Genomic DNA, 20,601 nt, shown 5'->3' on the forward strand with positions numbered 1-20,601 from the left:
TTGCGCTGTAGACGCATGGATGGCCGGTCGCGCTCGCTTTGATTAGCTGCCGGCGCGGCGAAGGATCTGTGATATGGACGCAAAGGCCGACACTGCGATGGGCGTGGGAGCCGATCGCGCCCGATCGCTGGAGGTCTTTGCCGCGGTGATGCGCGCGGGCAGTTTTTCGGGTGCGGGCCGCGTGCTGGGGCTGACGCCGTCCGCGGTTGCGCGGTCGGTCGATCGGATCGAGGCACGGCTCGGCGTCAGGCTGCTCTTGCGCTCGACCCGCGCGCTGACGCCGACCGCGGAGGGACAGGCTTATTTCCAGAGCGCGCGCCGGATTCTTGCCGATCTCGACGACGCCGAACAGCAGATCGCCGACCAGGGCGCGCCCCGTGGTCGGTTGCGGGTCAGCGCGGCGCTGTCGCACGGGCGCTTGTGCGTCGTCCCGCTGCTCGGCGAATTCGTCCGTCGCTATCCGCACATCGTGCTCGATTTCGCGCTGAGCGATTCGATCGTCGATGTCGCCGCGGGGCAGGCGGACGTCGCGATCCGGTTCGGCCCGTTGGCGGACAGCCTGCTCACCGCGCGCAAGCTGGGCGAAAGCGGCCGCGTGATCGTCGCGTCACCCGCCTATCTTGCCCGCTGCGGCATGCCGCCCACGCCCGAAGACCTGCGCGATCATAACTGCTTCAATTTCAATTTCCGCCGGATCGAGCCGGTCTGGCCGTTCCGGCGCGACGGCCACGACATCGCGCTGTCGGTAAAGGGCAATATCGAGGCCAATAACGGCGAGACGGTCGCCCAGCTCGCCGTCGCCGGGGTCGGGATCGCGCGTGTCGGCACGTTCAGCGTCGCCGACGATATCGCCGCGGGCCGGCTGGTCCCCCTTTTCGAGGACCTCAACCCTGGCGACGTCGAACTCATCCACGCGGTCTTCGTCGGCGGCATCAACATGCCCGCCCGCGTCCGCGTGTTCGTCGATTTCCTCGCCGCGCGCTTGGCGGCATAGCGTAGGCAACGCTTCCTCGCGGCGTCCGCCGCCTTGTCGTTCGCAAAACCGTTTCAGATTTTTACGAATGCGTCCGCCTTGTCCGGCGTAAGGTGGACACGATTTCGGGCACGGTTGCTAGCACGAGGCAGGTCGGCTTGGCGGTGTGCCAGTATATCTGCACGCCAGCCGCCCGGCCTCACGTTCGCGTTGACGAGCATCAGGTCGGACATGATCGGTCTCCGGTTCGGTGATCTCGCTGAACATCCGCGTGCGAGCGTTGCCAGGTCCGTCGCCAGACGAGCGGGGTCACGCCCACCACGCGGCGGAACAGCCGGGTCAGATGCGCCTGATCGGTCAGCCCGCAGGCATAGGCGATCTGGCTGAGCGTCTCGTCGGTCCGCAGCATCAGCGTCTGCGCGCGACGTACGCGCTGACGGATCAGGAACGCGTGCGGGGTTTCGCCTGTCGTCACCTTGAAGGCGCGACAGAAATGCCCCGTGCTGAGTCGTGCCACTTCGGCCAGCGCATCGAGACCGACCGTCGATCCCAGCCACTGCTCGATATGCTGGACGACGCCGCGCAACTGCCATGCGGCGAGTCCGCCCTTGACCGACTTCCGGATCGGCTGCGGATCGTCCTCGACGAACATCGCCGCGAGCCGCTCGAGGTAATGCCGTGCGACGTGCGGATTGTGATCGAGCGCGCTGACCGCGTTTGCCAGCAAGCTCGCGGCCACGGACGGCGCGAACCCGTGAGGCAGGTGCGTGATCGTTGGGGCAGTGTGCAGCATCGTCTGTTCTCCCTCACAACCTGTGCGGAGAACCATAACGGATGTGTATCGATCGGCTGCGCCCCGGCCGGGGTGGCGATCGCCCCCTCTTTAGTGGGGCGCGGTAGAGCCCTGGATCAGAGTTCGATGATCCCACGCTTGGCCGCGATCGTAACCGCGTGCGTGCGGTCCGAGGCACCGAGTTTCGCGAAGATCAGCTTCATATGGCCCTTCACGGTTTCCTCCGTGACGGCCAGCCTTACCGCGATCTGCTTGTTGGAATTGCCCGACGCGGCGAGCGACAACACGCCGATCTCGCGCTCGGTCAGTGCGTCCTCGATCACGTGGAAGGCGATGCTCGACGCCACTTGTGCGTTTAGATGTTTGCCGCCGGCATGGACCGAGCGGATCGTATCGAGCAGTTCCTTGCGGAGCGTGCTCTTGAGTAGATAACCGGCAGCCCCGGCGCGCAGCGCCCGCAACGCCTGCGCATCGCCGGAGTAGGTCGTCAGCACGATGATACGCGCCTGCGGCCAGTGGCTGCGCATCGCAGCGATCGTGTCGACGCCGCCGATTCCCGGCATCTGCAGGTCCATCAGGACGATGTCGGGCAGATGCGTCGGATACAGCGCGAGCGCCTGTTCGCCGGACTCGGCCTCCGCGACGAGCGCGAGATCCGGTTGCGTTTCGATCACGGCTCTTACCCCCTCGCGAAGGAAAGGATGATCGTCGACGATCATGATGCGGATCTGTGGCGATGACGACACGGCGAACTCACGAGGTTGGGAACTGTGAAGCGGAAACCCTGCGCCGTGTCCGATGGACGTGGCAAGCCGCCGAGTCATCAGCACACGGCCAACCGGTCGAAGGAGTCGCGGAAGACCTCCGCCACCGCTTCGAACCGTGCCGCTCCGACACAGAACAGCCAACGCGACAATGTCCCAGGTCGAGCCGCGTGTCGATCGTCGGGGAGCGCATCGAACAGCCCCGCCAGCATCGCCTCCGGTGTTCCAGCAAGACCGTCGGGGTGGAGGCCGCTGTCGAGGAGGCTTGGCGCGAAGGCAGCGGACTCGGCGTCGAGGCGGATCGTTTCGCGCGCTGCCGTCGCGACCGCCTGACGCATCACGGCTGGCGTCCAAGCCGCCGGGTTGCCGAGACCGATCGCGAGGACGGTGGCCGCATGGATCGGTCGCGCCGGCGCGGACAGAGTCAGGACCTCGCCTCGCTCGGCACGGAATATACCGTCGGCGCGCAGACGCGTGATCGCGCCGCCAAGTGCCGCGTCGAGGTTGCCCAAGCCACCGCCGGGCTTGTTCCGTCCGATCTCGTAAGAGAATACGCCGGCGATCGCCACCGCCACCTCCGCACTCACCGCATCGCGCGGCGCGACATCGATGCGAACGCGCCGCAATGTCCCGATCGTCACCGCATCGTCCGCACGGCCATCCATCGGCGGCATCCTGTTCTCCTGTTGGTCCGATCCGGGACCTCTCCCATCGCATAGCATCGTGATACGCAAGGATCGTGGACCGGGCTGATAGAATTTGGATAATCATGACGTTCGCCGGCGCAATATTCGACATTGACGTTGGTGTATTGTGCAAAATCTTGCATTAGGTTGTTTCGTAAACGTAACGTAGATTATCGTCGCTGGGTTGGACATTGTCATATTATCTGCACGATCTCGGTATCTGCGCATGACAGGGCCCTGGGCATTCACCCGCCTTATCGTGGGGGTCGCCGGCCTTTTGACGCTGACGACTGGCGCATTGGCACTCGATCCCACGCGGACGATCGCCCAACTGCGCCATTCCCGCTGGACACTGGGCGACGGTGCACCCGGCAACATCCGCGCGATCGCTCAAGGCCGGGACGGCTATCTCTGGCTCGGCACCGCAACCGGCCTCTACCGGTTCGACGGACTCGTTTTCGAGCGGATCGTTCCCGTCGACGAGGATCCCTATCGCTCGCCGCAGATCACCGCGTTGCTGGCTGCCCGCAACGGAGACATCTGGGTCGGCTATAACTTTGGCGGTGTCGCGGTGTTCCGCGGCGGTATCCTCAAAGTCGCCAACCCGTCGCCCCCCATCGGCGGCGTCAACCGGATCGTCGAGGGGCGCGACGGCGCGATCTGGTTCGCGGTGGAATCGAAGGGCAGGCTGGTCCTCAGCCGATTGTCGCATGGGCGCTGGTCCCGGTTCGGGGCTCGGCAGGGCGTACCGAACACCGCGATCGGCGATATCCTGAGTACGTCCGGGGGCATCTATGTGTCCGCGCGTCCCCGGATGTTGCTTCTCAAACCCGGCGGCACGCGGTTCATCGACGCCGGGATCCCGAGCGACACCTACACCGCGCTTGCCGAAAGTCCGGGCGGTCGCCTTTGGCAATGGAATGGCGACCGGATCCGGCCGGTGACGGGCGAGGGCAGCGCGTTTCGATCGGGACCTGTCACGACGCCGTTCGTCTTCCCCAAGCCGGTGTTCGACCGTGATGGCAATCTCTGGCTGCTGGGGCAGGACACCGGGCTGGGACGGCTGCCGGCCGGATCGCTCGATCGTCCCGAAAACCGCGATCCGATCCAGATGTTCATCGAGAAGCAGGGGCTGACGGCATCGCTGACGCTGTCGATGCTGGAGGACCGCGAGGGCAATATCTGGGTTGGTACCGAGTCCGGGCTCGACCGCTTCTCGCCGAGCAATATCGTCCAGCCGGAGACGACCGAGGCCCTCGTATCGGGATTCGTCGGACCGACCGGCGGCGGGCCTGTGTTCGTCGCGGGGCTGTCCGGCGTGTACCGAATCGCCCGGGACGGCAAACCCGTGCTGATCTTCCGGGTGGCGGATATCGGCGTGCTGTGCGGGGACAGTCGCCGCGTGCTGGTCGTCAGCATGCGCGGCAAATGGCTGCTCGACATCGATCGACCGGGTAACCTCGGCAAGGCCACGCCCATTCGCGGTCCGATATCGATGACCTGCGCGCTGGATACCAACGGCCAGTTCTGGACGGGCGCGGACCGGGTCTACCGTGTCGTCGGCGACAGTCTCCAGTCGGTCGGCGGCGCGGCGGGCACGGCTGGCTCCTCCGTACCCCGTATCCGCAGCGATGGCGCAGGCGGAGTCGTGTTCGCACGTGTCTTCAAGGGGTTTGCGCGGCTCAAGGACGGCACCGAGACCCGGCTGTGGCGCCGCGAGGATCACGTCGTCGGCTCCACCCGGACGATGGTGCCGAGCCGCCACGGCCTGCTGATTGTCGGCGACCAGGGACTGGCCCGCTATGACGGTCGCCGACTGGCATCGCTGACCGATCGTTCATACCCGTTCCTCGTCGGGCTGACCGGCCTGATCCAGACCGCGGACGGATCGACGTGGGTGATCGGCACGACGGGGATCGTCCGGATGGCGACCGTTGCGCTGGATGCGGCGTTCGCTCACCCCGGCACGCCGCTCCCCTTCGAACGCTTCGGGTATCAGGAGGATTTCCGCGCGCGCTCGAACATGGTCGACGCGAACGATATCGCCGAGGACGCAGCGGGGCGATTGTGGTTCGCGACCAACAAGGGGCTGGCGATGATCGACCCACGCCACGTGTCGCGCAACCGTTTGCCGCCGACCGTGCAGATCCGTTCGCTCGATTCCGGTGGCGCCGAGCAGACGCCTGGAACGCGGGCGGTCGTGTTTCCCGCCGGCACCAATCATGTCAGGATCCGTTACACCGCGCTGAGCCTGACCAACGCGACCGCGAACCGCTTCCGGTACCGGATCGAGGGGATCGATCGCGACTGGGTCGACGCCGGTGAAGCCCGTGAAGCGCTGTATACCAATCTCGGCCCCGGCACATATCGCTTCCGGGTGATCGCCGCCAACAACGACGGCGTCTGGAACCGCGACGGCGCGGTGCTCGCGTTCACGATCGCGCCGCGTTTCTACCAGACCTACGCGTTCGTTGCGCTCTGCTTCGCCGCCATCCTGATACTGGGGTGGCTGCTGTATCGGCGGCGGGTCCGCGCGATCGCCGACCGCACGCGTCGCCGGTTCGAGGTCCAGTTGGCGGAGCGCGAGCGCATTGCCCGCGAGCTTCACGACACGCTGCTGCAGGGGTTTCAAGGGCTGATGCTGCGCTTCCAGTCGGTGGTCGAACTGCTGCCGCGTGGCGACCGTGCGCGGACCAGCCTCGAGGGCGTGCTGGAGCGGGCCGACGACGTGTTGCTCGACGGCCGGGACCGGGTCCGGTTCCTGCGCGATAATATGGAACCGGTGGTGCTGCCTGCATTGCTGACCGCGATCACCGAGGACATCGTGGCGCCCCCGCTGACCTGGGACCTGGACGTCGAGGGCGTCCAGCGACCGGTCTGTGCACCGGTCGCCGACGAGATCGCGCAGATCGTCGGCGAAGCGCTCGCCAACGCGGTGCGTCATGCCGGGGCGGATCGCATCGGCGTCGCCATCCGATCGGGTTCCGACAAGCTCGTCATCACCGTAACGGACGACGGTCGCGGCCTTCCGTCGGATGTCCGCGAAAGAGGGCATAGACCCGGCCATTACGGCCTGATCGGCATGCGCGAACGTGCCGTCGCAATGGGTGGAACGCTTACAATCCGGCCCGACCCCAAGTCCGACGCCAAGTCCGACGCCAAGTCCGGTACCGAGATCAGCGTAACGATCCCGGCGCGGATCGCCTATCGATGAGCGGGAAGGCGACGATCGTCACCCTCCCGCCGATCACGTCGTAGCTCAGCCCTTCACGAACGCGAGCAGATCCGGGTTGATGACGTCGGCATGCGTCGTCAGCATCCCATGCGGAAAGCCCTTGTAGATCTTGAGTGTCGCGTTCTTGAGCAGTTTGGCCTGAAGCACGGCGGCATTGGCGAACGGCACGATCTGGTCGTCGTCGCCCTGCAGCACGAGCGTCGGGACGGTGATCGCCTTCAGATCCGCGGTCTGGTCAGTTTCGGAGAACGCCTTGATCCCCTCGTAATGCGCGAGCGCGCCGCCCATCATGCTCTGGCGCCACCAATTGTCGACCACCCCCTGCGACAGCTTTTCGGTCGGTCGGTTGAAGCCGTAGAACGGCCCCGACGCGAGATCGATGTAGAATTGCGCGCGGTTGTCGGCGAGCGCCTTGCGCAGGCCGTCGAACACCGACATCGGCAGGCCGCCGGGATTGCTCGCGGTCTTGAGCATCATTGGCGGCACCGAGCTGACCAACACGACCTTGGCGACGCGGCCCTGCGGCTGGCCGAACTTCGCGACATAGCGCGCGACTTCGCCGCCGCCGGTCGAGTGACCGATATGCACCGTGCGCTTCAGGTCGAGATGCTCGACCACCGCGGAGGCATCGGCGGCGTAATGATCCATGTCATTGCCGGTATCGACCTGCGACGACCGGCCGTGTCCACGGCGATCATGCGCGACGACGCGGTAGCCCTCGGCAAGAAAGAACAGCATCTGCGTGTCCCAGTCATCCGACGATAGCGGCCAGCCGTGATGGAACACGATCGGCTGCGCATCCTTCGGACCCCAGTCTTTGTAGAAGATGTCGGTGCCGTCCTTGGTCTTGATGAATCCGCTGCTCATTCTCGGAACTCCGTTCGGTTGAAGGGGAAGGGGAGAGGCAAAGGTCATCGTCGGCAGAAGGGTCGCCGCGACCGCGGATGCGGAGGCGATGACGACCGAGCGTCTCGACAACTCGCGAAGGGTTTCCGGCATGGGCATGTCCTCTGGTCGCGGCATAACGATGCCGCCGGTTCGCGAGCTTATGGCGCGGTCGCTGCGGCTTCGATCAGCGCGGCGACGGCCTTCGGGTTGGACGTCATCACGAGGTGCGACGCGCCTGGAACCACGACCGACTTCTTTGCGGCCGCGCGCTTTGCCATGAAGGCATGCGCGGCGGGCGGAATGTTCAGGTCGGCGCTGCCGTAGATGAACCAGGACGGGATCGTCTTCCACGATGCCGTGAGCGCGCGCTCGTTGAGTGCAGCCTCGGCGACCGGGCGCTGCGTCGCCGCCATCAGCGCGGCCGACGCTGCCGGAACATCCGCGGCGAACTGTTTCGCGAACTTGTCCTGCTCGATGTACAGATCCTTGGTGCCATCGGGCAGCACGACGGGCGGCGAGAGCGCCGCGCCGAGCGTGGCGCCGGGGAACTTGCCGGTCAGTGCGAAGGCGCTCTCGCCGATGTCTGCTGCGAAGGCGGCGACATATACGAGTGCCTTGACGTTCGACGCATGCGCAGCCGCTTCGCCGATGACCGGTCCGCCATACGAGTGGCCAACGAGTACGACTGGGCTCTTCACAGCATTGACGACGCCCGCAACCGACGCCGCGTCGCTCGCTACACCGCGCAACGGATTCGACGCGGCGATGACGGTATAGCCGTCGCGTCGAAGCAGCGCGATGACGCCGTTCCACGATCCGGACTCCGCGAACGCGCCGTGGACGAGGACGATGGTCGGGCGCTGGCCCGCTGGTTGCGCGTGTGCGCCGGCCAACGGCGCGAGCATCGCGGTGGCGGCAGCCAAAACGGCGATCCAGTGTTTCATAGCGTCTAGCTCCCGAGACAGGCTTCCACACCTGCCATGCCCGGCGGCCCCGCAAGGTTCTTGGCAAATTCTGACGTATTTTGCGCAGGGCCGACATATTGCGATCGCGGCACACCCGCGTCGCTGTGATCGTCCGCGACGACCTGATACCGCTTGCGGAGGTGGAACAGGGAGTGCCTATGACCGAGCGTCGCATGGGACCGGAGCGGATCGCCGCGTTCACCGATGGCGTCATCGCTATCATCATCACGATCATGGTGCTCGAACTCAAGGTGCCCGAAAGCGGCGATTTACGCGCGCTCGCCGGAAGCGCGCCCATTCTGCTCGCCTACGCGCTGAGTTTCGTGAACGTCGGGCTGTACTGGAACAACCATCACCACATGTTCTCGGTCGTCGAACGGATCGATGGGCGTGTGTTGTGGGCCAATCTGTTCCTGCTGTTCTGGCTCAGTCTGGTGCCGTTCGTGATCCGCTGGCTCGACGAAACTCAGTTCGCAGCAGGGGCCACAGCCGCCTACGGGATCGTGCTCGGACTGGCGGCAATCGGATATTCGCTCACCGAGCGCGCGATCATCGCCTGCAACGGCAAACAGTCGGCCGTTGCGCGAGCGATCGGCTCGGACTGGAAAGGCTGGGGTAGTATCGCGCTCTACGCCATAGCGGTGCCGCTAGCGTTCGCGAGCCGCTGGGCCGCGATCGCGCTATACTGTGCCGTCATCGGCTTGTGGCTTATCCCTGACCGCAGGATCATCCGAGCGTTCAACCTTCAGGGTCAGATATGACTTCTGCGGCCAACGAAATCCATTGTACAGGCCGTCGTGTCAATCCCGCCAAGCTGCCATCGCGTGCTTGATCCCGGCCCGGATCGCGCTCGCTGGCACCTCATCTCGAGCTTGGATCGAAATGCCCAGCAATAGACCATCGTACAGTGCGACCAACCCTGCGACATCCGTGGCTGGGCCGAGATCACCCGCGCCCACGCCGGCACTGATGCACCGGTGCAGCGCGTTTCGCGTCACGTCGCGTTCGGATCGGGTCAGCGCCCGGATTTGTGCGCTCAGCTCTGACGAGATCGTTGCCGACAGCGTGACCATGCAGCCCTGCGGATGCGCGAGATCGGTCTGCACCGCGACCGAGCCCAACAAAGCCTGTTCGAGCCGCACGCGCGGCGGCAGTCGTTCGTCGTCGAGCGCGTCGACGATGCTGCCATGCCGGGCCAGATATCGTGCCAGCGTTTCACGATACAGCGCTTCCTTCGAGCCGAACGCCGCGTAGAAACTCGCCGACGAAATGTCGCCCATCGCATGGCGCAGCGTCAGCAGCGATGCGCCTTCATACCCGTGCTCCCAGAACAGGTGCATCGCGCTGTCCAGCGCCGCATCCCGGTCGAAACCACGCGGTCTCCCGCTCCGTGCCATAAGTCTCCGCTCCTGACGTTGTGGATTAATCGATCCATTATTCGTTGACAAGCTGCGTTCGGTCGTCAACTGCACTGGACCAGTCGATCCAGAAGTGAGTATTGCGTGCGTCCAAACCCTATTCCGACCGACGTCGGCGCTAGCGACACGCTGCCGATCTCAGCCTTGCTGGCGCTGGCAATGACCGGCTTCACTGCGATCCTGACCGAGACGCTGCCCGCGGGCCTGTTGCCGCACATCGCCGCGGGGCTGGACGTATCGGAGTCACTCGCGGGGCAGACGGTGACGGTTTATGCAGTCGGATCGCTGCTCGCGGCGATCCCGCTGACGCTGTACACGCAAGGCTGGCGTCGCAAGCCGACGCTGCTGGTCGCGATTGTCGGGTTCCTGATCTTCAACTGCGTGACCGCGGTGTCGACCTCCTATGCGCTGACGCTGGTCGCGCGGTTCATGGGCGGGGTCGCGGCGGGGCTCGGCTGGGGGATCATCGCAGGCTATGCGCGGCGGATGGTCGTCGCGCCGTTGCGCGGCAGGGCGTTGGCGATCGCGATGGTCGGTACGCCGCTGGCGCTGTCGATCGGCGTTCCGCTGGGGGCAATGCTGGGCACCACGCTCGGCTGGCGCATGGCGTTCGGGCTGATGTCGATCACGACTCTGATCCTGATCGGCTGGGTGCTGTGGCAGGTTCCGGATTTCCCCGGACAGCCGGCGGAACAGCGGCTGTCGATCGCGCGGGTGTTTCGCACGCCCGGCGTCCGCACCGTGCTCGTCACGCTGTTCGCGTGGATCACTGCGCACAACATCCTCTATACCTACATCGCGCCGGTCGCCGCGCTGTCGGGCGTGCAGGCCAGGCTCGACCTGCTGCTGTTGGGGTTCGGCGTTGCCGCGTTGGTCGGAATCTGGGTGACGGGCGTGTTGATCGATCGAGCGTTGCGGCCACTCGTGCTCGTCAGCCTGACGGTATTCGCGGCGGTATCGCTCGCGTTCGGTTTGTTTGCGGCCAGCCCCGTTGTGACGATCGCGGCGACGATCCTATGGGGTTTGTCGTTCGGCGGCGCCGCGACGCAGCTCCAGACCGCGCTGGCCGATGCCGCGGGGGAGGGCGTCGATCTGGCGAACGCGATTCTGACGACGACGTGGAACGGCGCGATCGCCGCGGGCGGGATCATCGGCGGCGTGATGCTCGACCATCTCGGCGCCGGTTCGCTCGCATGGGCCGTGCTGGGGCCGACGCTGCTGGCGCTAGTGATCGCATCGCGCGCGCGTCGTCACGCCTTTAAGTCCGGTCCACGGGCATTCGATTGATGCGCCGATCGTGCGCCTAACTCAGGAGATTTCGATGAAAGCCTATCAAATCGGCGCGCAGGACGGCATCGACGCCCTCGTCGCGACGACCCGCCCCGAGCCCGTCGCCGGCCCCGGCGAAGCGCTGGTCGCACCGCGTCTCGTCGGGCTGATCAGCCGCGACGTGCAACTGTTGTGCGGCACCTATGGTCCCCGCCAGCCCGAGACCCGTATCCCGATGTCCGAAGGCGTCGGCGAGGTCGTCGCGATCGGGGAGGGCGTGACCGAAGTCGCAATCGGCGACCGCGTCGTCTGCGGCCATTTCGCAAGCTGGATCGATGGCGCGTTCCGATCGGACGTCTTCGCGCACGATATCGGCATCACGCATGACGGCTGGCTGGCCGAGCGCATCGTCCTGCCCGCGGCCGCCCTGATCCGTGTGCCCGATGCACTGGCCGACGTGGATGTCGCCGGGCTTGCGTCCGCAGCGCTGACGGCCTGGAACGCGCTGGTCGAGATCTGTCACGTGCAGGCTGGCGACACCGTCCTGTGTCTCGGCACCGGCAGCGTCTCGCTTGCTGCGCTGAAGATCGCCAAGGCACGCGGCGCGCGGGTCGCGATCACCTCGTCCCACGATGCGAAACTCGAGACGGCGCGCGCGCTCGGCGCGGACATCACGATCAACTACCGCACGTCGCCCGATTGGGCGGCCGAAGTAATCGCGAAGACGGATGGCAAGGGCGCCGATATCGTGATCGAAACCGGCGGCGTCGATACGCTGGGCCACTCGATCGCAGCGGCCGCGGCCAACGCGCGGATCATCGTCGTTGGGGTGTCGCCAGGCGAGGGGCCGGCGATCCCGGACTATCTGTCGCTGATCATCAAGAACGTAACGATCCGCGGCATCGCCAATGGCAGCCGCGCGATGTTCGTCGATCTGCTCGACGCGATGGTAGCGGACGGCATGACGACGGTCGTCGACCGGACCTTCGCCTTCGACGACGCACCGGACGCCCTCCGCTACTTTGCCGCTGCCGGCCATATCGGCAAGGTGATGATCGCGTTCTGATCGCATGCGCCCGAGAGCATGCGAATGCTGGCGCAACCGTCCCCTGTCCATTCGACCACGTGCGCCCGAGCCGCCGCGGATCGGCGGGCAGCAGAGTATGACCGTGCGTGTTGGCGATATGATAGACGATCGCGCCGGATTCGAGGAGCAGCAGTCGCATTCGTCATAGCCTAGGATCTGACCGAAAGGCTGTCGCCGCCGGTGCGGCGCATGTTCTTGCTCGCCCTAGTCCAGGTAGATCACGTCATAGGGTCGGCCGACCTCTTGGAGCGCCAGCGGACATAGAGGTCGCGGACCTGTCCCTTCGCAAAATCGGGAAACTAGTCTCATGCGGCGATGACGGGACGCGCCGGAAAACTCCCGTTGCGGTTCTGAACGGCCCATCGCTGCGACGGCGACAGTCGAGCTAAACTGAACCGCGCTCCGTCGCAGACGCTATGGGTTCAAGCCGCGCTCATTGATCGCGCGCCGGGCAGAAATAACGCGATCGCCATACAGTATTGCCAAGGATCGATGGACGGCTTTGGAGCACAGGTCCTTCGCCAGGGCCGACGCCTGCCGCTCGGCTTGTTCGCGCTTCTTGCTATACTCGAGATCGTAATCTTGAACGTTCGGCATGGCAGGCACTCGGCGCTGCGGGCGGAAGCTGGTCCCAGCTCTCTATCGTCACCGTGCTCGCGGCAAGGGTGATGGCGATGCCGCAGCATACGCTTATGCGGTTCGGGGGGATACCCCGTTCGTGCCGTCCGGCTCGTGGAGTGTTCCGTCTGGCGCGTAACAGGTCGAAGGCCATGTCCGTGAAGCTTGCGGCCCTTATGTCAGAGCTCAGCCCAAATGAGGTGTGTCAGCATGTCACGATCGACCAGTCCCTTGTTCGTGGATGCCGTGATCGATTGCATGGGCGAGGGTCGGGCGCCCACCCCTGAGGAAATGATGATCGTCGCGCAGCGCATCTGGTCCGACGGCGCGGCTTACCGCTCTGCATTCTCGTGGAACAGTTTGTCGGTATCTTCGCCCGATCGTCTCTGCTCGATGCTGGCAGCCGGCCTCGCCTTGCACGGCTCGCGATGACTCGGCGATGGTCGCAGACGTCATCTTCCAGCGCAACCTGCACCGCTTCGTCGAGATCAACCGTCCCGCCGATTTGGCCACACGGGTTGGCGAGATGGTTCTGCTTGTCGATCGATGCGCCTTCAACCTGCAGAAGATGCCCTTTGCTTCGTTCTTGAGCAGAGCGGTCGCTTTGCGCGGCATCGCCGGGAGGTCGGGAACTGTGCAATCCGTCGACCCAGTTGTCGTTAAAATTGATCGCGTTGAGCTGGATCACCCGCTCGGGACATTTATCAGGCTGGTCGCCGATAGGACGAGGTCAGGGTCTATGGTCGCAAACACTGCCGCCGCGTAACGGGCGAGGCCGTCGCGTGATATGATCTACCCGCGGTTCGCGTTGACCTATCGGATGCCGGACGCAGCGGCGGTCGGTGTCGCGAGGTAGCGATCCAGGAACTGCTGGTGCGTGGGCATACCCGCGACCGCGTCCGCGATGGTGCTGCGGATGTTGGTCAACACGCTGGCGAGTTGCGGGCCGCCCATGATGCTGCCGAGCCGGTGGTGATCGCGTGGCGTGAGACGCTGGCCGAGCATCACCTGCACCCAGCTGGCGACGCGGAACAGATCCTCGCCGCCCTGATACGCCTGCGCGCCTTCGGTGAACAGCGCGATGCGCTCTACGAGCGTGTCCGGGATGGGCATGTCCCGGCGCGCCGCCCAGAACGGCTCGGGGCGTTCGTTGAGGTGATAATGGAGGATGATGAAGTCGCGGACGCGTTCCAGCTCGGCCTGCGCCTGATCGTTGAACCGCGTTACCAGTGAGGGTGCGATCCCGCCGAACGGGAAGGTCTGCATCAGCCGCATGAGGCCGGTCATGACCAGATGGATGCTGGTCGATTCAAGCGGCTCGACGAACCCGCTGGCGAGGCTGAGCGCGACGCAGTTCCCTATCCATACCTGTCGCCGGCGACCGGTGCGGAAGCGGATCAGCCGTGGTGGGGTCAGCGGTGCCCCGCCGATCGCGCCGAGCAGCCGGGCATGCGCCTCGTCGTCGGACAGATGATCGCTCGCATAGACCAGCCCGTTGCCGACGCGGTGCTGCAGCGGAATGCGCCAGCGCCAGCCCGCGTCATGCGCGATCGCGCGCGTGTACGGGTGCGCCGGGCCGGTCGCGGCAGACTGCACGGCCAGCGCGCTGTTCGTGGGCAGCCAGTGCGACCAGTCCTCGTACCCTGCGCCGTAAGTGCCCTCGATCAGCAGCCCGCGAAAGCCGGTGCAGTCGAGGAACAGGTCGCCCTCGACCCGCTCGCCCGAATCGAGGACGAGCGCGCGGATGAAGCCCGTCTCGCCATCGCGATCGACGCTGGCGATCCGTCCCTCGATCCGTTTCAGCCCGTTCGCCTCGCTGCGCGCACGCAGGAAGCGCGCATAAAGGCCGGCGTCAAGATGATAGGCGTAGTTGATCTGGCCCTCGGAGGGGAGCGCGAACCGCTCCGCCTTTGCCGCCTGAAGCTCGAGACAATAGTCGCCGATCTCGCTCGGATCGCCGGCGGCTTTGGCGGCAAGCCAGAAATGGTGGAACTCGCCCATCCAAGTCGATTTGCCGATGTCGCCGAACGAATGGATGTAGCGATCGCCGTCGCGCGCCCAGTTCTCGAACGAGATGCCGAGCTTGAACGTCGCTTGCGTCGCCCGCATGAATTCGCGCTCGTCCAGTCCGAGGATCGTGTGGAACGCCCGCATCGTCGGGATCGTCGCTTCGCCGACGCCGATGGTGCCGATCTCCTCGGATTCGACCAGCGTGATGTCGAGCAACTGGCCCAATTGCCGCGTCAAGGCGGCGGCGGCGAGCCAGCCTGCGGTGCCTCCGCCGGCGATGACCACTTTCCTGATGCGCTGCTCGACCATGATCGGTTCCTATCGGTTGATGCGCTGGAGGATTTTTGCGCGCAGCCGCCGCGCCGACAGCGTATCGAGCGGTGCCAGTTCGCCTTGTGCCTGCTCGGGCAGGTGCGCCCGAGCCCGGTCCGCGGGGCCGAAGACATAGTGATCGAACATCGCGCGCCACGCCTGCTTCTCGTGATCGGGCCGGTCGCGCAGCGACAACAGGCCGTGGAGCAGCGTGTTCATCGGCGTATCCATGAACCGCGGCACCGCGTTCCACCAATAGTTGATCATCACGTTGAACGCGTCCAGCGCCTCGACATTGTGCCACCACAACGCCGGGTAGAGCAGCACATCGCCGGGCTCGAGTTCGGCGACCTCGGCCTGCGCCAGCGCCTCGGCAAAGCGTGGATACCGGTCGAGATCGGGTGCGCGCAGATCGACCATGCTGACCACCTGTCCGGCCGGCGTCGGCTCCAACGGCCCGGGATAAAGGTTGGCGACCTGCTCCGGCGGGAACAGCGTGAAGCGCCGTCGGCCGACCATGCAGCACGCCAGATTGTTCGACATGTCGTAATGCGTCGCGGCGGTGGTACGATTGCCGATCCAGATGCTGACGAGGGGTGGGGTCTCGACGAGTTGCGGATCGCCGAACGGCAACGCCGCGTGGCCACGAAGGCCGGGCAGATACAGATCGATGTCGGTCGAACCGATATAGATGGCGGGCGCATCCGCGTCGTCGAGGCTGGCGAGGATCTGATCGAGATAGCCGGAAAGCGACCCGCTCTCCCGTCTGAAGTTCAGCCCGGTGCAATCGTCCGAATAGCCGAAGCGGCCGCCGATCGCGGGATCGCCCAGATACGCGGTGACGGGACGACCGCCGTCGAACTGCTTGAGCCACGTCATCGCCGGCTCAGCGCCATCCAGCCCGACGGCGACCAGCGGCAGATCGCGCGCGATCCCGCGCAGGATCACCGGGCGGCCGTCGGCGATCAGATCGGCAACGGGCACGCTGGCCGCGCTCGCCGCTTCGATCACACGCGTGCGACGCCTGATACCTGCCACGCTCACCCGATCTGGCTCAGCAGCGGTTGCTTGCGGGCGATCAACTGCTGGATGTTGCCGAGCGACGCGACGGCGAGGATGGCGAGACGCAGCACGCCCGATCGATGCAGTCGTTCGAGCGGTTCTCCCGTCAGGGCCGCCAGATGTTCGATGTCGACGACCAGCACGTCGGGTATGGTATAGCGACGCTCTTCGCTGACATCGACGGTGAGCGTTACCGACGTGAGAAGGCCAGCCTCGTCGAGCGCGGCATAGGCAGCCGGCGCGGTCTCGATACCCTCGTACAGCAGGCGCAGCACGCCGGTGATATGATCGAGATACGGCGTGCTGCCGCCATGTTCGAGGAACAGCGGCAGGCCGGCATCATCGCCGACCCGTGGGTCGTCGAGATCGACGTGCAGCATCGGCTCGCCGACGTCGTCACCGGAAGGCCTGACCACCCCGATCGAGAAGGGGCCGCGCTGATGATTGGCGGGCACATAACGGCTGGTCCAATAGTCGCCGGACAGGAACAGGTTCTCGTCGCGGTCGAGCCCCAGCAGGGCATAGGCCTGCAATCCTTCGTCGCGGCGGCGGAATATGATGGCGAATTCGCGCTGCACCTCCTCGAACTCGGCGGGGAATATCAGCGTTTGATTGGTGGCATCTCCGAATGCGGTGCCCGCCCGCGGGCTGATGCGCAAATCGGCATGGTCGATATTGTTGATCTGTACGGGGTTCATCCGCTCCGTCCTGTTGTTGCGTCAGGTCTATCAGCGCGATGGCGACGGACAAAGGAAAAGGCCACCGCACGGGTTGGCGGCGGCCTTTTCATATTGGTGCGGGAGTGGACCCAGATCCACTCCCGTTTTCCTCAGAACCGGTAGCGCGCGCCGAGATAGAAGCGCGGCTTGAGTTCCTGGACATAGACCAGGTTCGTCTCGGTACGGGCATATTGCCGGAACGGTTCGCTGGTCAGATTGACGGCTTCGAGCGACACCGAGAAGGTCTTCGTGACGTCGTAGCTTATGCTGCCATCGAGCGTACCGAATGCCGCCGTAAACAGCGGGTTGCGATTGTCGCCCTGGTTCGTGGCCGCAAGATACTTGTCGCGCCAATTGTACGAGACGCGGGCCGATATGCCGCCCTTGTCGTAGATCGCCGTCAGGTTGGCGCTGTCGCCAAGCCCGGTGAGCGCGAAGATGTTGACGTTCGGGTCGCCGTAGGGATCCACATTCACGTCACCGCTGACCTTGGTGTATGAGACCGCGAAACCGAAGCCGGACCGGCCGAAGAAGTTGGTCCAGGCGACTTCGAACCCGTGAATGTTGGCTTCTTTATTGTTGATCGGCTCGCTGATCGCGAAGTTGACGAGCGGATCGGCGGCATCGCCGACGAGATTAACCGCGAGGGCGAGATCGTTGTAGAACGTGCCACGGAATTTGCCCGTGGCGGCGTCGAAGCCGTTCTGGAACGCCGCCGTCGCCGCCGCCTTGTTGCCGGCAGCCTGCTGCAGCAGCGCAGTGTAGGCGAACAGGTTTTCGTCGGTCGTGGCGATATTGTTCGACCGGAGATAGTCCAGCGCCGTGCCAGACCGCGAGCCCGGCGCACCCGAACCCGGATCGCGCAAGCCGAACAGGTTGCCGTTGGTCACCGTATTGCCGACGAAGTTGCGTACGTTCTTGTTGAAGAAGCCGGCCGAGATGAAGCTGGTCGGCTTGTAGTACCATTCGACCGAAACATCGAAATTGTCCGAAACAAGCGGCAACAGCGCCGGATTCTGCCGGTTGGCCGGCGCCGACCCAGAACCCAGCGCGGTTGGACGGGTAGGGGCGTTGGCCGTCACGGAAGCGAACAGGCTGCCATAATCCGCGCGGGCGAGTGTTCGGCTGAACGACGTGCGCGCGATCAGATTGTCGACCACCTCGATATTGAAGTCGAGCGACGGCAGCAGATTGTCGTACTTCGACTTGACGTTGACCGCGCCGCCAGCCGCACCGCCGAGGACGGCGAAGTCGTTATCCGACTGCCATTCCAACGCGCTCGGGATCGTCTGGAGCGCCAGCGAATTGACCCGGGTCCGTTCGTAGCGTGCGCCGATCAGGGCATTGGCACGGCGCCCGCCGATCTCACCGTGCCACGCCATCTGACCATAAACCGCCCAGGTCTTCTCCCCAACGGTGTTGTCCGACGACCCGATCAGCACCCGTTCACGCCCCGGGACATTCTGATAATATGGCGAGAAGACGTTGAGCAGATCGACCGCATCCCCCCGGAACGCTACCAGCGCCGAGCCGGTCGAGTTTGGATTGTACTTGTCGAACTTGCACGTCAGGCAATAGGTGCTGACGAGGTCGCCCGCGAGCCTGTCGACGATACCGGTATCCGTGATGCCCCAGTCGCCGAGAAGTTGCTGCGTGTTGGAACTCGTCGAGTGGATCTTGGCATCGACATAGTTGGTGCCGAGCACGAAACGGCTCTCGTTGCCCAGGTCCCAGCCCAATTCTCCGTTGAACTGGTTGATCCTCGACTCCTGCTTCGAGAAGATCTCGCGCGCGATCTGTGTGCCGAGATCGCCGCTGTCGAGCAGGTTGTTGCAATTGCCGCCGCGGCCGCCGTTGGTCGCGTTGCAATCGTTGAGCGTTTCCGACTGCTGCGGGAAGCCGTTGGAGAAATCGACCTTATGCGTTGCGCGCACCGGTGCGCCGATCGATATCGTCGTCGCCGACGTACCGTTCGCATTGTCCGGATTGGTCGTCGACTTCGAGTGGTTCGCGTCGAGCTTCAGCGACAGCACGTCGGTGAAGTTCCACTTCAGGTTGCCGCCGACCGAATAGAGCTCGGTTTTGGTCGCGAACCGCTGCTGCTCATACCCCTTGTCGGCCTGCTTGGCCTCCGCCAGGATGATCGCGGACTGCATCTGCTTGTTGTCATCGAACGTGATGTCGCTGAACGGACGCTGGAACCAGTTGGTCTGCTCGCTGCGCTCGTCGCTCAGCTTGTTGCGGGCATACAGGCCGTCGACGGTGATCTCCAACCGGTCGGTCGGCTTGAACTGGATGTTGGCCTGGCCGTTGAGGCGCTCGCGACGGTTCTCCGAGAACTGATAGCGGCTGTCGTTCGGGATCTGCACGTACGGCGTCGTGGGACGGTTCGTGATGTTGGTCGTCGGCGTTATGTACGTTGAGGTATTGAGGAAATTATCAAGCGGAACGATGTTCCAATAGTTCGGATTGGACTGGACCGACGCCGATTCACGCAGCTGATAGCTGCCGAACAGATTGATACCGAAGGTCTCGTTGGGATTCTTCCAGTTGATGAGCCCCGAAAGTTCAGGCGTGACCCTCTTGAGATTGGCCTCGGCCTTCTCGACCGAGCTGTCGTACAGCGCCTTGGCGCCGATCGACCCCGAGAAGCCGTCCTCGCGCGCGTCCAGCGGCCGGCGGGTGACGACGTTGATCGCCGCGCCGATGCCGCCCGACGGGATGTTGGCACGACCGGTCTTGTAGACCTCCAGCGTGGCGACGCCTTCGGACGCCAGATTCTGGAAATCGAACGAGCGGCCGGTGCCGACCGCGAAAGCGTTGCCGGTGCTGGTATCGATGCTGGTCGACGCGAGCTGACGACCGTTCAGCGTCACGAGGTTGAAGCCGCCGCTGAACCCGCGGACCGCGACCTGCGAGCCTTCGCCGTTGGCGCGGGTGATCGACACGCCGGTGATCCGCTGCAGCGATTCCGCCAGGTTGGTATCGGGGAACTTGCCGATATCCTCGGCGGAGATGGCGTCGACGACGCCCGCGGAATTGCGCTTGATGCCGATCGCGCGGTCGAGGCTGGCGCGGATGCCGGTGACGACGATCTCGTCGGTCGTGCCGTCTTCGAGCGTGCCAGCCGCGGGCGCCGCGTCGGGCACCGTCTGCGTGCCAGTCTGCTGCGCGTTGGTGGTCTGGGCACTCTGGTCCGCCGGAGCGGTGGCTGTCTGCGCGCCGGCAGCGCTCGAAGCCGCCATGCCCGCCACGACGGCGATAGTAGATACCGAATGCGCGAGCGCGCGCGGAAACTTGATCATAAACCCTCCCCTATTCCCGGCCGCCCTGTTCAGGCCGGAGTGCACACGGTCGTTGCCGCATATGATAGGGCTACCATTTGGAGAGGTGGTGTCAACGGTAGAGGCTTTACTTATTTTGCATGAAATAACCGGATCCGTTGCACTATCACGTGCAATTTTAGTGATTTAGTCGGTCCTGTTCCGAGGGGCTCTAGCAAATCGAATACGGTATTCTTTGGATGAAGCCTCTATATCCGCTAGTTGTGATATAATAGAGACTGTTGTTGTGCCGTATAGGTAAGTTTGGGAAAGGTGTGATGCCTCAATTACGGCCTAACCTGACGCGAGGATGGGGCAGAACATCTGTCGTTTTATAGATGTGCTTCAACTCGAGCATTTGAGAGGCTTGCGGGCGATGCTCAATTGCAATGTTGCACTGCGGTAGTCGTTAACGTCGTGCTTGGAAGGAATGATGGTCGCATATGCGTGCTGAAGATCGCAGTGCGGATCAGCACGGT

General features: G+C 64.6%; 16 protein-coding genes and 1 pseudogene. 6 read left to right on the forward strand and 11 right to left on the reverse strand.

Annotated elements, in window-relative coordinates:
- Positions 1-73 precede the first annotated feature (73 nt).
- Positions 74-994 (forward strand): LysR family transcriptional regulator, encoded by a 921-nt coding sequence (locus C8J47_RS05825; protein WP_121884858.1) that lies wholly within the window; start codon positions 74-76, stop codon positions 992-994.
- Between the two features lie 199 nt (positions 995-1,193).
- Here C8J47_RS05825 and C8J47_RS05830 read toward each other — a convergent pair whose 3' ends face one another.
- From C8J47_RS05830 to C8J47_RS05840, 3 genes are all read right to left on the reverse strand, one after another.
- Positions 1,194-1,766, reverse strand: coding sequence for a helix-turn-helix domain-containing protein (locus C8J47_RS05830; protein WP_183129032.1), 573 nt, complete (start codon positions 1,764-1,766; stop codon positions 1,194-1,196).
- Positions 1,767-1,882: 116 nt separating this feature from the next.
- Positions 1,883-2,590, reverse strand: coding sequence for a response regulator transcription factor (locus C8J47_RS05835; protein WP_121885349.1), 708 nt, complete (start codon positions 2,588-2,590; stop codon positions 1,883-1,885).
- Positions 2,590-3,204 (reverse strand): M17 family peptidase N-terminal domain-containing protein, encoded by a 615-nt coding sequence (locus C8J47_RS05840; protein ID WP_183129033.1) that lies wholly within the window; start codon positions 3,202-3,204, stop codon positions 2,590-2,592. Before C8J47_RS05840 ends, C8J47_RS05835 begins: the two co-directional genes overlap by 1 nt.
- Before the next feature lie 238 nt (positions 3,205-3,442).
- On the opposite strand from C8J47_RS05840, the gene C8J47_RS05845 reads away from it, so the two are divergent.
- Complete coding sequence (locus C8J47_RS05845; RefSeq protein ID WP_121884861.1) at positions 3,443-6,430, forward strand: sensor histidine kinase; 2,988 nt, start codon at positions 3,443-3,445, stop codon at positions 6,428-6,430.
- 45 nt (positions 6,431-6,475) lie between these two features.
- Here the strand turns inward: C8J47_RS05845 and C8J47_RS05850 are convergent, their stop codons facing one another.
- Together C8J47_RS05850 and C8J47_RS05855 are read right to left on the reverse strand one after the other, a co-directional pair.
- Complete coding sequence (locus C8J47_RS05850) at positions 6,476-7,318, reverse strand: alpha/beta fold hydrolase (protein WP_220683347.1); 843 nt, start codon at positions 7,316-7,318, stop codon at positions 6,476-6,478.
- A gap of 179 nt (positions 7,319-7,497) precedes the next feature.
- Positions 7,498-8,283, reverse strand: a complete 786-nt coding sequence (locus C8J47_RS05855) for an alpha/beta fold hydrolase (RefSeq protein WP_121884863.1) — start codon at positions 8,281-8,283, stop codon at positions 7,498-7,500.
- Positions 8,284-8,462: 179 nt separating this feature from the next.
- Between C8J47_RS05855 and C8J47_RS05860 the strand changes: the two genes are divergently transcribed.
- Positions 8,463-9,065, forward strand: a complete 603-nt coding sequence (locus C8J47_RS05860) for a TMEM175 family protein (RefSeq protein ID WP_259467385.1) — start codon at positions 8,463-8,465, stop codon at positions 9,063-9,065.
- Between the two features lie 39 nt (positions 9,066-9,104).
- Here C8J47_RS05860 and C8J47_RS05865 read toward each other — a convergent pair whose 3' ends face one another.
- Positions 9,105-9,770 carry a TetR/AcrR family transcriptional regulator gene (locus C8J47_RS05865; protein WP_259467386.1) on the reverse strand — a complete coding sequence of 222 codons (666 nt, stop codon included), beginning with the start codon at positions 9,768-9,770 and terminating at the stop codon, positions 9,105-9,107.
- A 36-nt stretch (positions 9,771-9,806) separates the two neighbouring features.
- Between C8J47_RS05865 and C8J47_RS05870 the strand changes: the two genes are divergently transcribed.
- The 3 genes from C8J47_RS05870 to C8J47_RS05880 all read left to right on the forward strand — a co-directional run bounded on the left by C8J47_RS05870 (position 9,807) and on the right by C8J47_RS05880 (position 13,128).
- Positions 9,807-11,009: an MFS transporter gene (locus tag C8J47_RS05870; protein ID WP_259467387.1), complete on the forward strand. Its 1,203-nt coding sequence runs from the start codon at positions 9,807-9,809 to the stop codon at positions 11,007-11,009.
- 34 nt (positions 11,010-11,043) lie between these two features.
- Entirely contained in the window at positions 11,044-12,057 is a 1,014-nt protein-coding gene (locus C8J47_RS05875) for an NAD(P)-dependent alcohol dehydrogenase (RefSeq protein ID WP_121884866.1), read from the forward strand.
- Positions 12,058-12,933: 876 nt separating this feature from the next.
- The gene (locus C8J47_RS05880; RefSeq protein ID WP_259467451.1) at positions 12,934-13,128 is read left to right on the forward strand and encodes a hypothetical protein; all 195 of its coding nucleotides are present in this window, start codon (positions 12,934-12,936) and stop codon (positions 13,126-13,128) included.
- Positions 13,129-13,213: 85 nt separating this feature from the next.
- Here the strand turns inward: C8J47_RS05880 and C8J47_RS19470 are convergent.
- The 5 genes and pseudogenes from C8J47_RS19470 to C8J47_RS05905 form a co-directional block, all read right to left on the reverse strand.
- A pseudogene (locus C8J47_RS19470) lies at positions 13,214-13,384 on the reverse strand (hypothetical protein); the annotation flags it as partial.
- Between the two features lie 125 nt (positions 13,385-13,509).
- Complete coding sequence (locus C8J47_RS05890) at positions 13,510-15,015, reverse strand: tryptophan halogenase family protein (RefSeq protein ID WP_121884868.1); 1,506 nt, start codon at positions 15,013-15,015, stop codon at positions 13,510-13,512.
- Positions 15,016-15,024: 9 nt separating this feature from the next.
- Entirely contained in the window at positions 15,025-16,056 is a 1,032-nt protein-coding gene (locus C8J47_RS05895) for a cupin-like domain-containing protein (RefSeq protein ID WP_121884869.1), read from the reverse strand.
- 2 nt (positions 16,057-16,058) lie between these two features.
- Entirely contained in the window at positions 16,059-16,778 is a 720-nt protein-coding gene (locus C8J47_RS05900; protein ID WP_121884870.1) for a SapC family protein, read from the reverse strand.
- Between the two features lie 131 nt (positions 16,779-16,909).
- The gene (locus C8J47_RS05905; RefSeq protein WP_121884871.1) at positions 16,910-20,104 is read right to left on the reverse strand and encodes a TonB-dependent receptor; all 3,195 of its coding nucleotides are present in this window, start codon (positions 20,102-20,104) and stop codon (positions 16,910-16,912) included.
- Between the last annotated feature and the right edge of the window lie 497 nt (positions 20,105-20,601).

This window comes from Sphingomonas sp. PP-F2F-G114-C0414, from assembly GCF_003688595.1.
Classification (GTDB): Bacteria; Pseudomonadota; Alphaproteobacteria; order Sphingomonadales; family Sphingomonadaceae; genus Sphingomonas.

Excerpts from the sequence above, each read along its gene's own strand:
- C8J47_RS05835 (WP_121885349.1), bottom strand. The coding sequence starts at position 2,590 with ATGACTCGGCGGCTTGCCACGTCCATCGGACACGGCGCAGGGTTTCCG.
- C8J47_RS05825 (WP_121884858.1), top strand. The coding sequence starts at position 74 with ATGGACGCAAAGGCCGACACTGCGATGGGCGTGGGAGCCGATCGCGCC.
- C8J47_RS05900 (WP_121884870.1), bottom strand. The coding sequence starts at position 16,778 with ATGAACCCCGTACAGATCAACAATATCGACCATGCCGATTTGCGCATC.
- C8J47_RS05855 (WP_121884863.1), bottom strand. The coding sequence starts at position 8,283 with ATGAAACACTGGATCGCCGTTTTGGCTGCCGCCACCGCGATGCTCGCG.
- C8J47_RS05845 (WP_121884861.1), top strand. The coding sequence starts at position 3,443 with ATGACAGGGCCCTGGGCATTCACCCGCCTTATCGTGGGGGTCGCCGGC.
- C8J47_RS05850 (WP_220683347.1), bottom strand. The coding sequence starts at position 7,318 with ATGAGCAGCGGATTCATCAAGACCAAGGACGGCACCGACATCTTCTAC.
- C8J47_RS05830 (WP_183129032.1), bottom strand. The coding sequence starts at position 1,766 with ATGCTGCACACTGCCCCAACGATCACGCACCTGCCTCACGGGTTCGCG.
- C8J47_RS05890 (WP_121884868.1), bottom strand. The coding sequence starts at position 15,015 with ATGGTCGAGCAGCGCATCAGGAAAGTGGTCATCGCCGGCGGAGGCACC.
- C8J47_RS05860 (WP_259467385.1), top strand. The coding sequence starts at position 8,463 with ATGACCGAGCGTCGCATGGGACCGGAGCGGATCGCCGCGTTCACCGAT.
- C8J47_RS05875 (WP_121884866.1), top strand. The coding sequence starts at position 11,044 with ATGAAAGCCTATCAAATCGGCGCGCAGGACGGCATCGACGCCCTCGTC.
- C8J47_RS05840 (WP_183129033.1), bottom strand. The coding sequence starts at position 3,204 with ATGCCGCCGATGGATGGCCGTGCGGACGATGCGGTGACGATCGGGACA.
- C8J47_RS05905 (WP_121884871.1), bottom strand. The coding sequence starts at position 20,104 with ATGATCAAGTTTCCGCGCGCGCTCGCGCATTCGGTATCTACTATCGCC.